The organism is Rhodoferax ferrireducens (assembly GCF_003347515.1).
Classification (GTDB): Bacteria; Pseudomonadota; Gammaproteobacteria; order Burkholderiales; family Burkholderiaceae_C; genus Rhodoferax.
In genome coordinates this window covers 396,750-415,793 of sequence record NZ_QEII01000324.1, presented here as the reverse complement: position 1 = coordinate 415,793, position 19,044 = coordinate 396,750, and the positions used below count along the sequence as shown (strand labels likewise).

Here is a 19,044-nt window from a genome sequence, read left to right as displayed (position 1 = left end):
ATTGGCGTTCTCTCCAGAACGGCTCAGCGCCGCTCTACTTGCCGCCCTGTCGCGTCGGATTCCTTGATCGGCGGACCACATCTGCCGGCGGCATCAGCTGCGGGTCGGTTTTTGCAGTCAGGCGCAAACAGACCATCAACTGCTCGCTGCTCGGCGGCAGCCGCCGTCCGCGCATCGTGATCAGTCCAATCGGCGGCAGTTCGATCGGAACTTCGATCGGCAACACATGGAGCAAACCTTGGTTCTGAAAATGCAGACCCACCGAACGCGCCAGAAAGCCAGCCGCGTCGCGCTGCTGCACAAAGGTGCTGAGCGCCAGGAATGACGAGGTCTCGAGGATGTCCAGCGGCGGGTTCAGGCCATGGCGAAAGAAGGTCTGCTCAATCTTCACGCGCAAGGACGCCCACGGCGGCGGCAGCACGCAGGGCATACGGGCCAAATCACCCCAGTCCGGCGCTGGCTGACGCGTGAGCGCATGGCCGTGCTTGACCACCACCACCATGGGTTCGTTGTACAGGGCTTCGGTCACCAGGTCCGGGGCGGAATAGCCGGGCTCCAGGCGGCCGACGAACAGATCCAGTTCACCCAGGCGCAGTTTGGGCAGCAGGTGCGTCAGGTCGCCCTCCTCGACCAGCACACTGGCCTGGGCCGAGCGCTGCTTGAGCAGCTTGACCGCGCCGGCCAGCAGCACCGGCAAGGCCACCACCATGGAGCCCACCCGGGTGCGCCCCGCCGCGCCACTGGCCACCGCCGCGATCTCGTCGCGCGTGCGCTCATAGTCAGCCAGCACCGAACGGGCAAACCGGACAATAGCCTGTCCGCTGGAGGTCGGCTCGGTGCCGCGCGTCGAACGGTCAAACAGGGTTAAATCCAGCATGCTTTCCACCTCGGCCAGCATTTTGGAGACGGCCGGCTGGCTGACCGACAGGAACTCTGCCGTCCGGCCCAGATGACGAAACTGGTCCAGCGCCACCACCAGTTGCAGGTGGCGCAGTTTGATGTTGGAGCGCAGGACGCGGTCAATTTGGGTCACATCTAATGTTAACTTGCAGGCTATCAAGCAATTCCAATAATTGATTGGATTGTTATAAAGAATCGGGGAAGAATCGCGGCACAACAACCCATCCCTTCAGAGGCAGACAACATGCAAACTCCCCCTTTTTCCGTCAGCATCAAGCGTCGCAGCCTGCTCGTCGGTACCGCCGTTGCCGGTGCAACCGCGCTGCTGAGCCCCTTGCGCGCGCTGGCGCAGGGCTATCCCGAGCGCCCCATCACCTTCATCTGCCCCTGGCCCGCAGGCGGCACCGCCGACCAGTCGATGCGCGCCTTGTGCCTAGTGGCCGCGCGCGCGTTGGGTCAGTCCATCGTGTTGGAAAACAAGGCGGGCGCCTCCGGCATGATTGGCACCAAGGCCATGGCCTCGGCCAAGCCTGACGGCTACACCATTGGGCAGATACCGATTTCCGTGACGCGCTTCTCGCAGCTCGGCACCCTGCAGCTGGACCCGCTCAAGGATTTCACCTTTCTGGCGCGGACCTCGGGCCAAACCTTCGGCATCGCCGTCAAGGCCGATTCAAACTTCAAGTCGCTCAAAGACCTGGTGAGCTTTGCGAAAGCCAACCCCGGCAAGCTCACCTATGCCCATGCCGGCGTCGGTGGCGCCACCCATGTGGGCATGGAAGAGTTCGCCATGGCCGCCGGCATCCAGTTCAACCATGTCCCCTACAAGGGCGGCGCCGAGGCCTTGCAGGCCGTGCTGGGCAGTCATGTGGATTTGCTGGCCGATTCCAGCTCGTGGGCACCGCATGTCGAAGCCGGCAAGCTCAAATTGCTGGCCACCTGGGGCGAGCACCGTACCGCGCGCTTCAAGGACGCGCCCACGCTCAAGGAACTGGGCTACAACGTCGTGGTGGATGCGCCCAACGGCATCGGCGCACCCAAAGGCCTGGACCCGGCCATCACCCTGAAGCTGCGCGAAGCCTTCCGCGCGGCCGTGGCCAGCCCCGAGTTCAAGCAAGTGGCTGACAAGATCGATGCCCCGGTGCTCTATCTGGATGGTCCCGACTATGAAAAGTACGTCGCCAGCATGTACCAGAAGGAAACCCTCCTGATCGACAAGCTCAAGCTGAAGGAACTGATGAAGAATTAAATCATGAGCAATCTCACCGTCAGCCCCCCTGTCAGCCCCCTTATCCGCCTGCATGCCAACGACAACGTGCTGGTGGCCAAAACTGCCTTGTCACTGGGCCAGGACCTGCCCGAGATCGGCGTGCGAGCGCGTGCGCAAGTGCCGGCCGGTCACAAAATCGCGGCCTGCCGCATTGCCGAGGGCGAGCGCATCTTGAAATACGACACAGTGATCGGCATGGCCGCGCGCGACATCGAGCCGGGCGACTACGTGCATTCGCACAACATGAAGCTGGTCGATTTCGAGCGCGACCCGGCCTTTGGCCAGGACGTGCGGCCGGTGGACTACGTGCCTGAGCCTGAGCGCGCGAGCTTCATGGGCTTTGTGCGGCCGGACGGCCGGGTGGGCACGCGCAACTTCATCGGCATCCTGTCCTCGGTGAACTGCTCGGCTTCCGTCATCAAGAACATCGCGGCCCACTTCACACCCGAGCGCCTGGCCGCTTTTCCCCATGTGGACGGCGTCGCCGCCTTCGCCCAGACCAGCGGCTGCGGCATGTCGTCGCCGAGCGAGCATTTCGACGTGCTGCGCCGCACCCTGGCCGGCTATGCGCGCCATCCAAATCTGGCCGGCGTGTTGATCGTCGGCCTGGGCTGCGAGCGCAACCAGGTGTCCTCGCTGGTCGAGTCACAAGGCCTGGAGACCAGCAAGCTCATGCGCACCCTGGTGATGCAGGAGGTGGGCGGCACCCGTGTCACGATCGAAGCCGGCATTGCCGCGATCCAGGAGATGCTGCCGCACGCCAATGCGGCCCGACGCCAGCCGGTGTCGGCCAGCCACTTGAAGATTGGCCTGGAATGCGGCGGCTCGGACGGGTTTTCCGGCATCACGGCCAACCCGGCGCTCGGCGCCGCCATGGACATTCTGGTGCGCCACGGCGGCACCGCCATCCTGTCGGAAACCCCCGAGATCCACGGCGTGGAGTACATGCTCACGCGCCGGGCCGTGTCCCCCGAAGTGGGCCAGAAACTGCTCGACCGGCTGGCCTGGTGGGAGCGCTACACAGCCGGTCACAATGCCCAGTTCAACGGCGTGGTCGGCCACGGCAACCAGGCCGGCGGTCTGGCCAACATTTTCGAGAAGTCGCTGGGTTCAGCCATGAAAGGCGGCACTACGCCGCTGCAGGCCGTCTACGAATACGCCGAGCCGATTGAGCAACACGGCTTTGTCTTCATGGACTCACCCGGTTACGATCCGGTGGCCTCCACCGGCCAGATTGCCAGCGGCGCGAATCTGATCTGCTTCACCACCGGGCGGGGCTCGATGTTCGGCTCCAAGCCCGCACCGACGATCAAGCTGGCCAGCAATACGCCGATGTTCAAACGCCTGGAAGAAGACATGGACATCAACTGCGGCGTCATCCTGGATGGCGAGCTGGACGTGCCGCAGATGGGGCAGCGCATCTTCGAGGAGATCCTGCGCCACGCCTCGGGTGAGCCGACCAAGAGCGAGGCGCTGGGCCTGGGCGACCACGAGTTCGTGCCCTGGCATATGGGCATCGTCAGTTAACGATTTCAAAGGATGAACACATGATTTCACGCAACCCCTTCAAGGCCGCACTGGCCAGCGGGAAACCGCAAATCGGACTGTGGCTGTCCATGGCCGACCCTTACCTGGCCGAGGTCAGTGCCACCGCCGCATTCGACTGGCTGTTGATCGACGGCGAACACGCCCCCAACGATTTGCGCAGCACGCTGGCGACGCTGCAGGCGGTCGCACCCTACCCGGCGCAGCCCGTGGTGCGTGCGGTCGCGGGCGAGGTGCCGCTCATCAAGCAGTTGCTGGACATCGGTGCCCAAAATCTGCTGGTGCCCATGGTCGATACGGCCGCGCAGGCGCAGGCCATCGTCGACGCCACCCGTTATCCGCCCTTGGGCATCCGAGGCGTGGGCAGTGCCGTGGCACGCGCCTCGCTGTGGACCGCGCGCACCGACTACCTGGATTACGCCGACGACGAAATTTGCCTGCTGGTGCAGGCCGAAACGGTGACTGCCTTGTTGAATCTGGAAGCAATCTGCGCCGTGAAAGGCGTGGACGGCGTGTTCATCGGCCCGGCTGATCTGGCCGCCTCCATGGGCCACCGCGGCAATCCTGGCCATCCAGAAGTACAGGCGGCGATTGAGCAGGCCATGAAGACCATCATCGGCGCCGGCAAGGCCGCCGGCACGCTGACCTCGGACCCGCTGCTGGCCAGGCGCTACCTGGACCTCGGCTGCACCTTTGTTGCCACCGGTGTCGACGTCCTGATCTATGCCAACGCCATCAGGCGCCTGGCGAGCAGCTTCAAACCCGCTGCTGTTGACACATCACCTGCACGCCCCAGCGCAGCCTACTGAAACCAACTGACCATGCAAATTCCCAGCCCGTCTGCCCAGCACGCCCTCGACGCCATGCGCGCCATCGTTGGCGCGTCGGCTTGCGTGATCGAACCCGCCGAAGTAGCGCCCTATGTCATCGATTACCGCAAGCTCTACCAAGGCCAAGCGCTGCTCGTGGTGCTGCCGGCCTCGACCAGCGAGGTAAGCCGCATCATGACGTGGTGCCATGCGAACAACGTGCCGGTGGTACCGCAGGGCGGCAACACGTCCTTGATGGGCGGCGCGGTGCCGGATGACAGCGGTACGGCGGTAGTGCTGAACCTCAAGCGCATGAACCAGGTCACCGAGATCGATTCCGTGAACGACACGATGACCGTGCAGGCCGGGGTCACATTGAACGCCGCGCGCAGCGCCGCCGAGTCGGCCAGCCGGCTGTTCCCGCTGCGCATCGGCTCGGAAGGGTCGTGCCAGATCGGCGGCAATTTGGCCACCAACGCGGGCGGCACCGCCGTGCTGCGCTACGGCAATATGCGGGACCTGGTGCTGGGCATCGAGGCCGTGTTGCCGGATGGGCGCATCTTTTCTTCGCTCAAGGGCCTGCGAAAAGACAATACCGGCTACGACCTGAAACAGCTCTTTATCGGCTCGGAAGGAACGCTGGGCATCATCACGGCAGCCGTCCTGAAGCTCGCACCCCAGCAGCGCTCGGCCTCGGTTGCGTTGGTTGCCGTCGAAAATCCGGCCGCTGCCGTGCAACTGCTGGGAGAGGCCAAACGCGTCGCAGGTCAAACCCTGACGGCTTTTGAACTCATCTCGCGCCCCGCCCTGGAGCTCGTGCTGGATTACCTGGGCAAGGTGGCCTCACCCCTGCCGGCGCTGCACGACTGGATGGTGCTGATCGAGCTGACATCGGGCGGCGATGAGCAGCCCCTGAACGACACCCTGCTCGGGATTCTGGAACCGGCGCTGGAAAGCGGCCTGGTCCTGGATGCGGCGGTAGCCAGCAGCGGGGCCGACGCCCAGACCTTCTGGCGCATTCGTGAAGAAATCTCGGATGCGCAAACGCGTCACGGCGGCAGTGTCCGCTGCGATGTCTCCGTTCCCCTGTCGCGCATCGCCACCTTCATTGAGGCCGCCTCCCAACGGGTGCTTGAACTGGAGCCCGAGGTCCGCATGGTGATTTATGGGCACATGGGCGATGGCAACGTCCACTTCAACCCTTTGCGGCCCAAGAACCAGTCGGCAGCGCAATTCCTGGCGGCCCACGGAAAATCGATTGCAGAGGTGGTGGATGATTTGGCAGCCGAAAACAAAGGCTCCATTTCGGCCGAGCACGGTGTCGGCGTGGCCAAGCGGGACGCGTTGCTGGCCTACAAGGCTCCGGTCGAAATCGAGTTGATGTGGCAGATCAAGCAAGCGCTGGATCCGAAAAATCTGCTCAATCCATCAAAGGTCTTGCCGCTGACGTAGGTGGCTCGCATTGATGGAGTGCCAAGCGATCCGTCACCCTGGTCGAAGTTGCTAGACTTCCTCCAATGACCGACGCTGCAAAACAAATTACCCCGATGATGGCCCAGTACATGGGCCTCAAAGCCGACTATCCCGACACCCTGCTGCTCTACCGCATGGGCGACTTCTATGAGTTGTTTTATGCCGATGCCGAGAAAGCCGCGCGCCTGCTCAACATCACGCTGACGCAACGCGGCCAGTCGGGGGGACAACCGGTGGTGATGGCGGGTGTGCCGTTTCACTCGATAGACACCTACCTGGCGCGGCTCATCAAGCTCGGTGAATCGGTGGCGATTTGCGAGCAGGTCGGCGAGGTCACCGGCAAAGGCCCGGTGGAACGCAAGGTGGTGCGCGTGGTCACCCCCGGCACCTTGACCGACATGGAGCTGCTGAACGACAAAACCGAGTCGCTCTTGCTGGCCGTGCACCAGGGCCCGCGCAACACCTGCGGCCTGGCCTGGCTGAGCGTGACACAGGGCGAGGTGCATCTGGCCGAATGCGCGCCGGACGAAGTGGCGGAATGGGTGGCACGCATCAGCCCCGGCGAGTTGCTGTTCAGTGCCGGCGCCACGCCGGCGTTTGAAGCCCGTTTGCGCGGCCTGCAGGCGCCCGGCGCCATGTCGATCACGGTGCGGCCCGACTGGCAGTTTGACCCCGCCCTGGGTGAGCGCACGCTGCTGGCGCAACTCCAGGCAGCAACCCTGGCGACGTGGCAGGCGCAAGACCTGCCGCAAGCCCACGCCGCCGCCGCCGCCTTGCTGGGCTACGCCGAACACACCCAGGGCCGCGCCCTGACCCACATCCACAGCGTGCGGGTGCAGCGCAACGACGAACTGATTGACCTGCCGCAAACCACCCGGCGCAACCTGGAGCTCACCCAAACCCTGCGCGGTGAAGACAAACCGACCCTGTTTTCGCTGCTTGACACCTGCATGACCGGCATGGGCAGCCGCCTGCTGAAAAACTGGCTGCTGGCGCCCCGGCGCGAGCGCACGCAGGCGCAGCAACGGCTGGGCGCCATCGCCGCCCTCAAAAGCGGCCCCTGGCTCAAACTGCGCGAACAGCTCAAGGGCAGCACCGACGTGGAACGCATCACCGCCCGCATCGCGCTGCGCCAGGTGCGCCCGCGTGAGTTGGTGGCCTTGCAGCAAACGCTACTAAAAACAGAGCTACTTGCGCAGACTACACGGGGGCTAGAGGCCTATTTGACTCATATTTCGGGGCACTTGCTGCCGCCCGCCGGTTGTGCCGAATTGTTGGCAAGCGCTGTTGACGCCGAGCCCGCCGTGCTGGTGCGCGATGGCGGAGTCATCGCCACCGGCTTTGACGCCGAGCTGGACGAGTTGCGCGCCATCCAGACCAACTGCGACAGCTTTCTGCTCGAGCTCGAAGTGCGCGAAAAAGCCCGCACCGGCATTGCCAACCTGCGCGTGCAGTTCAACAAAGTGCATGGCTTTTTCATCGAGGTCACGCAAGGCCAGGTGGACAAGGTGCCCGACGACTACCGGCGTCGCCAGACCCTCAAGAATGCTGAGCGCTTCATCACCCCTGAACTGAAAGCATTCGAAGACAAGGCCTTGAGCGCACAAGAACGCGCCCTGGCCCGTGAAAAATGGCTGTTTGAGCAAGTGCTGGACCAGCTACAAGTGTTCGTCCCCGCCCTCACCCAGTTGGCCCGCGCCCTGGCGACACTGGACGCGCTGTGCGCCCTGACCGAGCGCGCCCTGACGCTGGACTGGTGCGCCCCGCAGTTTGTCAAAGAACCGTGCCTGGACATCACGCAAGGCCGTCACCCGGTGGTCCAAGCGCGGCTGGCCGAAACCAGCAGCGGCGCCTTCATCGCCAACGACACCCGCATGGGCCCGAAGCAGCGCATGCAAATCATCACCGGCCCCAACATGGGCGGCAAGTCCACCTACATGCGGCAAATCGCCGTCATCGTGCTGCTCGCCAGCATGGGCTCTTATGTGCCGGCCAGCGCCTGCCGCCTCGGGCCGATCGACGCCATCCACACCCGCATCGGTGCCGCCGACGACCTGGCCAACGCCCAGTCCACCTTCATGCTGGAAATGCTCGAAGGCGCGCAAATCCTTCACGCCGCCACGCCCAACTCGCTGGTGCTGATGGACGAAATTGGCCGCGGCACCTCCACCTTTGACGGTCTGGCACTGGCCTCCGCCATAGCCACCCAGTTGCACGACAAAACCCAGGCCTACACCCTGTTTGCCACCCACTACTTCGAGCTGACCGAATTCCCGGCCAAACACCACGCCGCCATCAACGTCCATGTCAGCGCCGTCGAGTCCGGCCGCGACATCGTGTTTCTGCACGAAATCCAGCCCGGCCCGGCCAGCAAGAGCTACGGCATTCAGGTGGCACGCCTGGCCGGCATGCCCGCCGCCGTGCTCAACCACGCCCGCCACACACTGGAGGCGCTCGAAGCCCAGGCCACCGAAAGCAACGCCCAGGTAGACCTGTTCGCGGCGCCGCCAGCGCCAGAAAGCACAGCTGCCAGCGCCATAGAGATGGCGGTTGCAGCGCTAGACCCTGATGCCATGAGCCCGCGCGAAGCACTCGATGCGCTGTACCAGTTGAAGAAAATCACTGCCACTTCATAGCGTTGCATGACGGCTGGGTGAAACTCTGCGGAGAATGGATTGCCGCGCTTCGCTCGCAATGACGGGGTATTGCAATGACAGGCTGTATTGAACTGAACGACCAACAAAGCGAGGCAGGGGCGGGGCGGATGTTGGGGGCGATTTCAAAAAGCGAAGCGTATGAGCCCCCGGCATCCGCCCCGCCCCTGCCGGGTCAACACCAACAAAGCCACCCTCAACAACGTCGCCCTCAACATGACCCCAACAAGACCGCAATCAAACAGCGCCTAAACGTCAACCAACGACAAATAAACCAGTGTCTGATTGAGCAACTGGTAGCCAATCTCCCCAAACGTCATCGGCCCACAAAAAGCACCCGTCCGCTCCCCCTGCAACCCGCCATAAGCGTAATTCAGGATGCAGTTACAGCAAAACACCACCTCGCCCGGTGCCTCCTGCGCGCCGATCACGCCGCGAAACGCCGCCATGTAGTCATCCAGCGGGGCAGCCACGCGATAAACCGTATCCGGAAACACCGGCGCATAAAAATCAACGCTGTACGCCGCGGCGTTCAGCGCCTTGATGCTGACGTTGACCATGGCACCGCTGTAATCGGCCACCAGCGGCAACTGCGTGTCGATCTCCTCACGCTCCATCCAGTCATGCAAATTGGTCTCGACGCCGTCGATGCGCGCCAGGGTGGCGGAAAAACCCTCCTCGGCAAACTCGATGCCCGGACCATCACCCGGACTGAACAGATTGAGGATGTCCACATGCACCAGCTTGTTCGCAGGCACCGGCACATGCATGGCCACCGCCGCGTTGTCGAGCACCTCGCCACTCGGGCCATGCACCACACGTGCACTGGCCTTGCCGAGATCGTCCAGATGCAGGCCGGAAATCCAGCCCACCAGCGGATGCAGGTACATGTTTTCGTAGTTCGGCGCCTCCTGCGCGAAGGCTTCGTGAATGGCGGTGAAGGCCGGGATCACCAGCACCGTGAAACCGTGCTCGGGCGCCTCGGTGCAGACCTGCGCGAGGCTCTGGCGGTCATAGGACACGATGCGCGGGCCCTCGCCGACCAGCGGCAACTCGGTCACAAAAAGATGCTCGCGCGTGCAGGTGCCGCCCTGCTCGGCCATGAAATAAGGAATGGTGCCGCCGATCCACTGACCGCGTGGCAGGCGGCGCAGCAGCGCCTCGTCACCCGCGATGCAGCAGGGCCGGCCCGCGAGGATCAGCGCCTCGGTCTGGGCCAGGTCCAGCAGGCCGTTTTGCAGTTTGCTCATGTTCAGTTTCCGTGTTGTGGGGTCAATGCACCGACCAGCTGTGCAGTTGACCAATTTCGTGGTGCAGCACCGCCTGGTGCCGTCCGAAGAATCGGTGCAGCTCGACCAGCTTGAGCATCATGACCTCGTCGTCGCGAATGCTTCGCGCCTGCGCGCGCAGCTTGGTGAGCAGCAGCTTCAGGCTCAGCGTGCGGACATCGAGATCGCGCTCGCCCTGCAACAAGGCCAGCCACAAGGGGTCGCTGACATCGGGCAGTTCGTCGGCGGCCTGCGCCGGTGCTGGCGCCGCCTGGCGCTGCTGTAGCTGCACCGAGGCACGATCGAGTTGGGACACCTCATGCGCCAACAGGCTCAGGTTCTTGACGAAATAGCGATGCAAGGACTGAGCCGCCTGGGCGTAGAGATCGGCATCGTCGTGCATGCGGGCTTCACGCTGCAACTTGGCCAGCAGCAGCTTGAGCCCCAGCGTGCGCACGTCAAGTTCCAGGCGACCCAACAGCAGTACCAGCCACACCGGCGAGTCTTGCGGCGGAAGGCCCGCCACCGCCTCGTCAACCGGGGCCGGTACGAACTTGCTCACGACCATGGCCGGAGCTGCGCTAGCGGACGCCGTGGCCGGCCCCGCAACCCGCGTCGTTCCCTGATCAAGACGGAACTTGAACTTCCACAAATCGGCAAAGGGCACTTGCAGCATGCGACAGAGCTGGTCCATGGTGGCGCCTTCGAGCAGCAGATCCATCGCCAGCCGTGACAAGCCATGGGTGAACGGCGAGTCGACCTGACCGGACCAGCCGGCGTTGGGTACATGCTGACCGTCGCGCAAGGCCAGCACGATCTCGCAGCGCACGCCCGCCATATTGATATGGGCCCAGCGCAGCCAGTGCTCCACGGGGGCACTCTTGCGTGTCGCCCAGAAACGCCCGGGGGCTTCGTGTTGATCAATATGGACGCTTATCAGCCGCGCCGCCCGGTCGGTGATGCGCACCTCGGTGACTGACCAGGGTGCGGTCACCCCAAGCAGTTGGGCTATCACACTGCATTCTTGCAAAGCCATTCGGTTTTCTCCATCTCGTTCTTGTGGCGCCCCGGCCTCCACCTGTGTCAGCGGGCCGTCTGAGTTGTGATTAATGCAAGGAGCGGGCCATACACGCGCCGGCCCCCATGCGGCGCAGCGGCAGCCCTCTACAGCGCAAATGGACGTCACAAGGCCCTGGCCCGCCCGCGGGCTGTACCAATCGGAAACAGATGCCCGTGGTGAACTACGGGTTATCCCGCAGCCCCTGCAGGCGCGGTTGGGCACCAGCCACGACGGCTTGGCGTCGACGTACTGCACGGCGAATCGGTTAAGGTGTCGTTCCGCCGTACTTTTTATTCAATTTTTCTCAAATCATGACTTACTGCGTCGCCATCAAACTCAATGCCGGACTGGTCTTCCTGTCCGACTCGCGCACCAACGCCGGGCTGGACCAGATCAGCACTTTTCGCAAAATGATCGTTTATGAAAAGCCCGACGACCGCTTCATGGTGCTGCTGTCGGCCGGCAACCTGAGCATCTCGCAATCGGTACGCGAGATTCTGCAAATCGAGCAATTGAAAGAACACGGGGGCGGCGAGCCCATCACCATCTGGAACGCCAAAAGCATGTTCGACGCGGCGCGCGTGCTGGGCGCGGCCATTCGCCATGTCTACGACCGCGATGCAGCCTCGCTACGACAGTCGGGGGTTGAATTCAACGTCTCCCTGATTTTTGGCGGGCAGATCAAGGGTGAGGGGATGCGCCTGTTTCAGGTCTATTCCGCAGGCAACTTCATTGAGGCGACGACCGAGACCCCCTTCTTTCAGGCGGGTGAATCCAAATACGGCAAACCGGTGCTGGACCGCGTCATCACCCCCGACACGCCGCTGGACGAGGCCGCCAAGTGCGCGCTGGTGTCGATGGATTCCACGCTCAAGTCCAACCTGTCCGTTGGCTTGCCGCTGGACCTGGTGGTGTATGAAGCCAATTCATTCCAGTCCGACAAGGTGGTGTGCATTGACGAGAACAACCCCTATTTCAGAATGCTGCGCGGCAGCTGGGGGCAAAAATTGCGCGAGATGTTTGACAGCATTGAAGACCCCATGTGGCACGGCGAGCAAACCGACATCCCCTTGATGATTCAGACTGGTCGCAACCAGCCGCTGAAAAAAATCAGCACACCGCAGGAAAAGCTGATCTGAACGATCGCCAGCCCACCACCCATGCCCCTCATCATCTTCTCGCACGCCAATAGCTTCGCCGCCAGCACCTATGGCGTGCTGTTCAAAAGTTTGAAAGCACGCGGTTTCACCGTCAAGGCGATCGAAAAATTTGGCCATGACAGCCAATACCCGGTCACCAACAACTGGCCGCATCTGGTGCAGCAACTGATTGACTTCACGCAGGCCGAAGTCGACAAAGCGGGAAAACCCGCTTTTCTGGTCGGCCATTCATTTGGCGGCTTTGTCAGCCTGATGGCCGCCGCGCGCGCGCCCGAACTGGCGCGTGGCGTGGTGCTGGTGGACTCGCCCATTCTGGGCGGCTGGCGCGCCACCACCCTGGGCGTCATCAAGAGTACGCAAATGGTGGGATCGTGGTCACCCGGCGCGATCAGCCGCAAACGCCGCAACAGCTGGCCCAGTCAAGCGGCAGCGCTGGAGCACTTTGCCCACAAAAAAGCGTTTGCCCGGTGGGATCCGCAAGTGCTGCAGGACTACATCGCCCACGGCACCCATGACGAGGGCCACGGGGGCGAAAGCAAGCGCGTGTTGAGCTTCGACCGCGTGGTGGAGACTGCCATCTACAACACCCTGCCCCACAATCTGGACGCGCTGCTCAAGCGCCATCCGCTGAAATGTCCGGCGGCCTTTCTGGGCGGCACGCAGTCCGTGGAGATGAAGCAGGTCGGCATGGGCATGACCGAAAAAGTCACGAAAGGCCGCATCATGATGCTGGAAGGCAGCCACCTCTTTCCGATGGAAAGACCGATTGCCACCGCCGCGGCCCTGGAAGCAGCGCTGCTCTGCCTGGGGGCCTGATCAGGCTTGCGCTTCGACCGCTTTGGCGGGAGGTTTCTTGAGCAGGATCACCTTGAAAGTGGTCCCCTGCCCCAACTCGCTATCGACCTCGATCCGCCCACCGTGCTTTTGCACAATGCCATATGAAAGCGACAAACCCAACCCGGTGCCCTGGCCCACGGGTTTGGTGGTGAAAAACGGTTCGAAAATCCGGGCCAAATTCTCGGGCTTGATGCCCCGGCCGGTATCCTGTACTTCCACCCACACCCAGGCCTCGTCATGCCCGGTGCGGATAGTGATCGTGCCATGCTTTTCAATAGCATGCGAGGCATTGACCAACAGGTTCATGAACACCTGGTTGAGCTGGAACGGAAAGCACTCGATTTGCGGAATGCCGGCGAATTCCCTGATCACCTCGACCTTGAACTTGAGCTCGTTCCAGACCACGCGCAAAGTACTCTCCAGCCCCGCTTCCAGGTCAGCCCACTGGCGCTCGGCTTCATCGACATGGGAAAAATTCTTCAAGTCCTGCACGATGCGCGTGACGCGCTTGAGCCCATCCAGCGACTCGGCGAGCAGGCTGGCGACGTCGTCACGCAGGAACTCGACGTCGATGTCCGCCTTGACCTGCCTGATCTCCTGCACAGCCGCCCCGGACATGGCGCCCTCGGCCTGCTCGTAGACCGACAGCAGGCGCAGCATGTCCAGCACATAACGCTGCAAGGAGCCGAGGTTGGAGTTGACAAAGCCCACCGGGTTGTTGATTTCATGCGCGACCCCGGCCGCCAGTTGGCCAATGGACGCCATGCGCTCGGATTGCAGCAACTGGTTTTGCGCCTGTTCCAGTCGCTTGATCAGAATGGCCTGGCGCTCCTTCTCTTGCAGCAGCGTCTCGTTGGCGGTATTCAAGTCTGCCGTTCGGGCGAGCACCCGTTGCTCCAGCAGATCGCGCGATTCACGCAAGGCCTCTTCGGCCAGCGTGCGTTGCGTGATGTCCTGAAAGCCAAACACGCGGCCAATGATCTGCTCGCCCAGATGCTGCGGACGAGAACTGACCTCGAACACGCGCCCGTCCTGGTGATGCAGCAGGTCCTGGGTTTCGCCGTTGTCCACGATCGCGCCCAGTCGGGCATGCAGCAACTGGGACTCGATCACCCGCCCGGCGAGGAAATCGAGAATTTGCGCATCGTCATGCGAATTCAGCAAATCTTCAGGAATTTCCCACATCTTGCCAAACAGACGGTTCATGCTGTCGATGCTGCCCCGCCAGTCAATCACCAGGATGCCATTGCCGGTGGACTCCAGCGTGGCGCGCAGTTGCGACAGGGTGCGTGCCAGCGCGTCCTCCGCCTTGCGCTCACTCTGCGTCTGCACGGCCTGTACCAACAGCCAGGGCGCACCTTCGTACTCAAGCAGTTGAACAGACTTGCTAACAGTCAGCAGCTCGCCATCCGCGCAGCGATACTGTCCCTCCTGGCTCTGCACTTCAAGGTACTGGCCACCGCGAACGTCCTCCCAATAAAACACATCCTGCAGCGCGCTTTCAATCTCGGTGATCGCCATACCCTCCAATTGCGCCAGCGAGTAGCCCAGTGTTTTAGCCACCGGGGCACTCGCCATCACGATCTGCAAAGATTGCGGGTTGACCAACAGCAGCATTCCGGGGCTGTGGTCCAGCATCAGTCGGGCCAAATCCGTCGTCATGACTTGCCCGCGTCCGATCGGGCCGAGGCCGCGTCAAAATAGTAGCTGACCCGTTTGCGCGGACTCAGGTAGTTGTACACCTCGCGCGGCACCTGGGCGGGCCGGATGGCTTTGGCGATGTTGACCTCGGTTTCACGCTCCATGTCGAGCAGAATCGCTTCCTCCTTGGGGATGTCGGCGTCGTACACCACCACCGTCGGCTTCATGGGTCGCGCCGTGTTGACGGTCGCCACCATCCCAATGGCGCCGTTGGACAGTTGCACGATAGTGCCCGGCGGGTAGACCCCCAGACAGCGAATAAAGACCTGCAGGAGCTTGGGATCGAACTTGCTGCGCAACTTGGCAAACATGAGGGACAAGGCCTCGTGCGGCGTCAACGCATCCGCGATCGCGTTCGGGTTGCACAACTCGTCGTAGTAGTTGGCAATGACCACAATGCGCGACAACAGGCTGGTCACTTCGCCTTTGAGTTTTGCCGGATAACCGGTACCGTCAAACAACTCGTGATGTTCCCGGATGATGGCCAGCACGGGCGGCGCAAGTTGCAGGCGCTGGCCCATGACCACCCCATACTGGCAGTGCAATTCATAGAAGTTGCGTTCCGCCTGCGTCAGTGCTTCGATTTTCTTCAGAATCTTGTCTGGCACTTCCTTGCGCCCGACATCATGCAGGATGGCACCCATGCCCAACGCGCCCACCACCTCAACCGGCAGTTTCAGATCGCGCGCCATCATCATCGAGAGCATGGTGACGTTGAGCGAATGAAAGTACAGCTCTTCCCCACCCATCTTGTCGCCCATGACATGAATCACGAGTTCCGGGGCGCCAAGCATCGAATCGGCAATGTCCGAAATCAGTTTCGTCGTCTGCTGCACGGTCTCCGCCGGCCTGCTGTACAGGTTCTTTTCGATGTCCCGGATGGTGTTGGCAGTGTTGATGAAGGCTTTTTCAATGCGTGCAGCGGCGTCGCGGCGCTGCTGCATCTGCGCCATCATGGCCCGCTTGGCGAGCATGACGGGTGACAGCTCCGGCTCGATGGTGGGAGCCAAGGCCGCAGCCGCGTCAGGAACGGGCGCTGGCGGCGCGGCCACCGGCGGCGGTGGACTGCCCTCACTCAGATCTGGAGCGTAGCGCACCGATTTCAGACTCAGGCTGCGAATAACCTTGATTTGCTCCTCTGACTTGATCTTGAAATGACCAAAGGCGAACGGGTGCTCAAACCACTTCAAGTCAAGGTAGACATACAACCCAACCCGAAGCTGGTCCATCGAGAGATAGTGTTCATCCGCCATGGTGCTCCATGTTTCCGTTGAAGTAACTCACGCCGCCCAACGCACCATACCACTCCAGTCAGTCAGCAGCACCAGCACGCCAAAGGCGATGCGGTAATAGGCAAACCCGACAAAGCTGTGGGTGGCGATATAGCTTAGCAGCCAGCGAATGCACAACCAGGCGCTGATGAAGGAGAACACCAGGCCCACACAAAACATCGGCGCGTCGGACCAGGCCAGCAAGGCACGGTCTTTGTACAGGCTGTACGCACCGGCACCAATCAGGGTGGGTATCGCGAGGTAGAAGGAAAAATCGGTGGCGGCCTTGCGCGACAGCCCCAGCAACATGCCGCCGATGATCGTGGCACCGCTGCGGCTGGTGCCCGGAATCATGGCAAAGCATTGCGCCAGGCCAACCTTCATGGCATCCATGGGCGTCATCGACTCGACATCGTGAATGCGTGCCACGGCCGGATTTTTTTGCTGCCGCCGCTCGGCCCACAAAATGATGAAGGCACCAATGATGAAGGTGCTGGCGACCACCACCGGCGTGAACAAATGCTCTTTGATGGCCTTGCCAAACAGCAAGCCTAAAAGAACAGCCGGCACAAACGCGATGAACACGTTCAAGGCGAACTGCTGCGCCTGCTTGCTCGATGGCAAGGCCACGATCGTGTCGCGCAGTTTTTGCCAGTACACCAAAATCACGGCAAAGATGGCGCCGGTCTGGATGGCGATGTCGAACACCTTGGCTTTCTCGTCATCAAAACCCAGCAGCGCGCCGGCCAGGATCAGGTGTCCGGTGGATGAAATGGGCAAGAACTCCGTCAAGCCCTCGACGATGCCCATGATGGCGGCCTTGACCAGTAATGCAATATCCAAAAGAACTCCTGAAACTGTCGGAACAGACCTGGGGCGCGCAGGGTGCGGCGTGGTCGTCCACGGTGATAAGAGCCATGATTATCACCGGGTGCCTCCGGCAAGCCCGGTGCGCTTCGCGCCGCATGGCGACCATTTACTTCCTGTTTCACGCATTTGGTCGCATCGCGCTGGCGAGCCGAGCCGGCTCCCGGCACAGTCCACCCATCGCTTAACCCACACCGGAGAACCCCCATGCTGACCCAACCACACTTCAACAACGATCTCGAGCGTCTGGCCCACCAACGCGCGCGCCGAAAGATGGGCTGGTACATCCACGCCTTTGTGTTCATTTGCGTCAACCTCGGACTGGCCGCGCTGTCCGCCCTCAATGGTCGCGACTGGGCCACGTTCCCGGCATGGGGCTGGGGCCTGGGCTTGCTGATTCACGGCCTGGTGGTGTTCGTTTTCATGCCCGGCAACGGACTGCGCGAGCGCCTGGTGCAGCGGGAACGTGAGGCCCTGCAAAAGGGCAGAATCGGTGCTGATCCGTGGTGAGTGTTTCAAAGGAATCAACGTGAATGTTCTTGAATTGCTGAAATGGCAGTGGAGTGGGTACGCGCAGTATCACGGCTCGCGTGCGAACCTGCTGCTCCACATCGCCGTGGTCCCGGTCTTCCTGGCTGGCAATGTCGGCCTGCTCATCGCGCTCACCGCGCACTCAGTCCCGTGGGGCCTGCTCTCGCTGCTTGCCATGGTGGTCTCGGTGGCGCTTCAGGGTCGCGGCCACAAGCAGGAGACAAACCCGCCGGCGCCTTTCACTGGCGCCGGCAACGCCCTCGCTCGCATCTTTCTAGAGCAATGGATTACCTTCCCGCGGTTCGTGCTTTCGGGCGGCTGGCTGCATGCCTTTCGCCAGCACCGGGCCTCCTAAAATGCGCCCCATGACCGCCCCTCTCTCTCCCGAACAAATCGACCGTCTGGCCCGTCGGCGGGCGGGCGCCAAGCTGGGCTGGTACGTGCATGCGACGGTCTACGTGCTGGTCAATCTGGTGGTGTTCGCCATGTCCCGGTATGGATTCGGCAACCGCCCGTGGTCGATTTTCCCCTTGCTGGGTTGGGGGACAGGCCTGGCACTGCACGGCATTTCGGTTTTCGTCCTGGGTACCGGCAACGGCTTGCGCGAACGAATGATCCAGAAAGAACGCGAACGCCTGCAGCGTGAGCGCGGCGGTTCTTGACACCATGAGGATCGACTGGATCGCCAAGCTGCGGCATTGGCTGCAAACGATGGCATTCTGTCTGGCAATCTCGTTCATTCAATGGGCCTTCAATCCCGAGCGGAGCTACGGCGTGCCCATGCTTTATTCGCTGTGCATCGGCTTCATCTGCTGGGTGTGGATCGACTTCGGACGCCACCTGTTTGCCTCCAGCCTGGAAACCGGCTGGCCCAAGGGCTTGCAAGGGCTGGTGCTCGTCATCACGGGCAACTTGGCCGGTTACTTTTTAGGCACCTATGCGGCCGACAGCTGGTTCGGCTGGTCGTCCTGGGACGCAGGCCCCTCCCGTACGCAACTGCGCACATCGATTTTGATCACGGCGCTGGCCGGCATCGCTGTCACCTACTACTTCTACAGCGCCAACAAAAGCGCCTATCTCCTTCGCAAAATGGATGAGGCGCGCGCGCATGTGAACGAAGCGCGCCTGAAGCTGCTGGAGACGCAACTGGAGCCGCACATGCTGTTCAACACGCTGGCCAACCTGCGCGCACTGATCAGCGCCGACCCACCGCGGGCGCTGCAGATGCTGGACCACATGATCGCCTACCTGCGTGCCACGCTCAGCGCGTCGCGCGCGCCCATGCACCCGCTGCAGGCCGAGTTCGACCGGCTGCGCGACTACCTGGAACTCATGGCGGTGCGCATGGGCCCGCGACTGAACTACGTACTGGAGCTGCCGGCGGACCTGGCGCAGCATCCCGTGCCCACGCTGCTGCTGCAGCCGCTGGTGGAAAACGCCATCCAACACGGTCTGGAGCCCAAAGTGAACGGCGGCAGCATTACCGTGCGCGCTCGCCACGAGGCCGGCTGGATAACGCTGGAGGTGCTTGACACGGGCGTAGGCCCGCCGCAGGGTAGCGCCACGCTCGACGGGTTTGGACTGGCGCAGGTTCGCGAGCGCCTGCTGGCGACTTACGGCCATCATGGAACTATTAAATTATTAGCAAACAGCCAAGAAGGCACGGGGGCCAGCATCACTTTTCCTTTAAAAATATGA

At 62.3% G+C, this 19,044-nt stretch carries 17 protein-coding genes; 11 read left to right on the top strand and 6 right to left on the bottom strand.

Features of this window, described 5'->3' with window-relative positions:
• Nucleotides 1-34: 34 nt before the first annotated feature.
• Nucleotides 35-1,033 (bottom strand): LysR substrate-binding domain-containing protein, encoded by a 999-nt coding sequence (locus C5P05_RS32540; RefSeq protein WP_114973998.1) that lies wholly within the window; start codon nt 1,031-1,033, stop codon nt 35-37.
• 111 nt (nt 1,034-1,144) lie between these two features.
• Between C5P05_RS32540 and C5P05_RS32535 the strand changes: the two genes are divergently transcribed.
• The 5 genes from C5P05_RS32535 to mutS all read left to right on the top strand — a co-directional run bounded on the left by C5P05_RS32535 (nt 1,145) and on the right by mutS (nt 8,633).
• Nucleotides 1,145-2,149 carry a Bug family tripartite tricarboxylate transporter substrate binding protein gene (locus C5P05_RS32535; RefSeq protein ID WP_114973997.1) on the top strand — a complete coding sequence of 335 codons (1,005 nt, stop codon included), beginning with the start codon at nt 1,145-1,147 and terminating at the stop codon, nt 2,147-2,149.
• A gap of 3 nt (nt 2,150-2,152) precedes the next feature.
• A complete protein-coding gene (locus C5P05_RS32530; RefSeq protein WP_114973996.1) occupies nt 2,153-3,697 on the top strand; it encodes a UxaA family hydrolase in 1,545 nt (514 codons plus the stop codon).
• Between the two features lie 20 nt (nt 3,698-3,717).
• Entirely contained in the window at nt 3,718-4,524 is an 807-nt protein-coding gene (gene hpaI / locus C5P05_RS32525) for a 4-hydroxy-2-oxoheptanedioate aldolase (RefSeq protein WP_114973995.1), read from the top strand.
• Between the two features lie 54 nt (nt 4,525-4,578).
• Nucleotides 4,579-5,976, top strand: coding sequence for an FAD-binding oxidoreductase (locus C5P05_RS32520; protein ID WP_114974202.1), 1,398 nt, complete (start codon nt 4,579-4,581; stop codon nt 5,974-5,976).
• Between the two features lie 65 nt (nt 5,977-6,041).
• Nucleotides 6,042-8,633, top strand: coding sequence for a DNA mismatch repair protein MutS (gene mutS / locus C5P05_RS32515; RefSeq protein WP_114973994.1), 2,592 nt, complete (start codon nt 6,042-6,044; stop codon nt 8,631-8,633).
• Between the two features lie 266 nt (nt 8,634-8,899).
• On the opposite strand, the gene C5P05_RS32510 is transcribed toward mutS, so the two are convergent.
• Together C5P05_RS32510 and C5P05_RS32505 are read right to left on the bottom strand one after the other, a co-directional pair.
• Nucleotides 8,900-9,901 carry a DUF6976 family protein gene (locus tag C5P05_RS32510; RefSeq protein ID WP_114973993.1) on the bottom strand — a complete coding sequence of 334 codons (1,002 nt, stop codon included), beginning with the start codon at nt 9,899-9,901 and terminating at the stop codon, nt 8,900-8,902.
• Nucleotides 9,902-9,923: 22 nt separating this feature from the next.
• Nucleotides 9,924-10,955, bottom strand: a complete 1,032-nt coding sequence (locus C5P05_RS32505; RefSeq protein WP_114973992.1) for a hypothetical protein — start codon at nt 10,953-10,955, stop codon at nt 9,924-9,926.
• A 335-nt stretch (nt 10,956-11,290) separates the two neighbouring features.
• On the opposite strand from C5P05_RS32505, the gene C5P05_RS32500 reads away from it, so the two are divergent.
• Both C5P05_RS32500 and C5P05_RS32495 read left to right on the top strand, forming a co-directional pair.
• On the top strand, nt 11,291-12,118 hold the full coding sequence (locus C5P05_RS32500; protein ID WP_114973991.1) for a proteasome-type protease: 828 nt from the start codon (nt 11,291-11,293) through the stop codon (nt 12,116-12,118).
• 21 nt (nt 12,119-12,139) lie between these two features.
• The gene (locus C5P05_RS32495) at nt 12,140-12,955 is read left to right on the top strand and encodes an alpha/beta fold hydrolase (RefSeq protein WP_114973990.1); all 816 of its coding nucleotides are present in this window, start codon (nt 12,140-12,142) and stop codon (nt 12,953-12,955) included.
• On the opposite strand, the gene C5P05_RS32490 is transcribed toward C5P05_RS32495, so the two are convergent.
• The 3 genes from C5P05_RS32490 to C5P05_RS32480 are packed head-to-tail and all read right to left on the bottom strand — an operon-like array spanning nt 12,956 to nt 16,791.
• Nucleotides 12,956-14,638 carry an ATP-binding protein gene (locus C5P05_RS32490; protein WP_114973989.1) on the bottom strand — a complete coding sequence of 561 codons (1,683 nt, stop codon included), beginning with the start codon at nt 14,636-14,638 and terminating at the stop codon, nt 12,956-12,958. It lies immediately after the preceding gene.
• Nucleotides 14,635-15,930, bottom strand: a complete 1,296-nt coding sequence (locus C5P05_RS32485; protein WP_114973988.1) for an HD-GYP domain-containing protein — start codon at nt 15,928-15,930, stop codon at nt 14,635-14,637. Before C5P05_RS32485 ends, C5P05_RS32490 begins: the two co-directional genes overlap by 4 nt.
• Before the next feature lie 27 nt (nt 15,931-15,957).
• On the bottom strand, nt 15,958-16,791 hold the full coding sequence (locus C5P05_RS32480) for an undecaprenyl-diphosphate phosphatase (protein WP_114973987.1): 834 nt from the start codon (nt 16,789-16,791) through the stop codon (nt 15,958-15,960).
• Between the two features lie 231 nt (nt 16,792-17,022).
• Between C5P05_RS32480 and C5P05_RS32475 the strand changes: the two genes are divergently transcribed.
• The 4 genes from C5P05_RS32475 to C5P05_RS32460 are packed head-to-tail and all read left to right on the top strand — an operon-like array spanning nt 17,023 to nt 19,044.
• Nucleotides 17,023-17,325 (top strand): 2TM domain-containing protein, encoded by a 303-nt coding sequence (locus C5P05_RS32475; protein WP_114973986.1) that lies wholly within the window; start codon nt 17,023-17,025, stop codon nt 17,323-17,325.
• Between the two features lie 19 nt (nt 17,326-17,344).
• Nucleotides 17,345-17,701: an Mpo1-like protein gene (locus tag C5P05_RS32470; protein ID WP_114974201.1), complete on the top strand. Its 357-nt coding sequence runs from the start codon at nt 17,345-17,347 to the stop codon at nt 17,699-17,701.
• Nucleotides 17,702-17,711: 10 nt separating this feature from the next.
• On the top strand, nt 17,712-18,008 hold the full coding sequence (locus C5P05_RS32465) for a 2TM domain-containing protein (RefSeq protein ID WP_114974200.1): 297 nt from the start codon (nt 17,712-17,714) through the stop codon (nt 18,006-18,008).
• Nucleotides 18,009-18,012: 4 nt separating this feature from the next.
• A complete protein-coding gene (locus tag C5P05_RS32460) occupies nt 18,013-19,044 on the top strand; it encodes a sensor histidine kinase (protein WP_114973985.1) in 1,032 nt (343 codons plus the stop codon).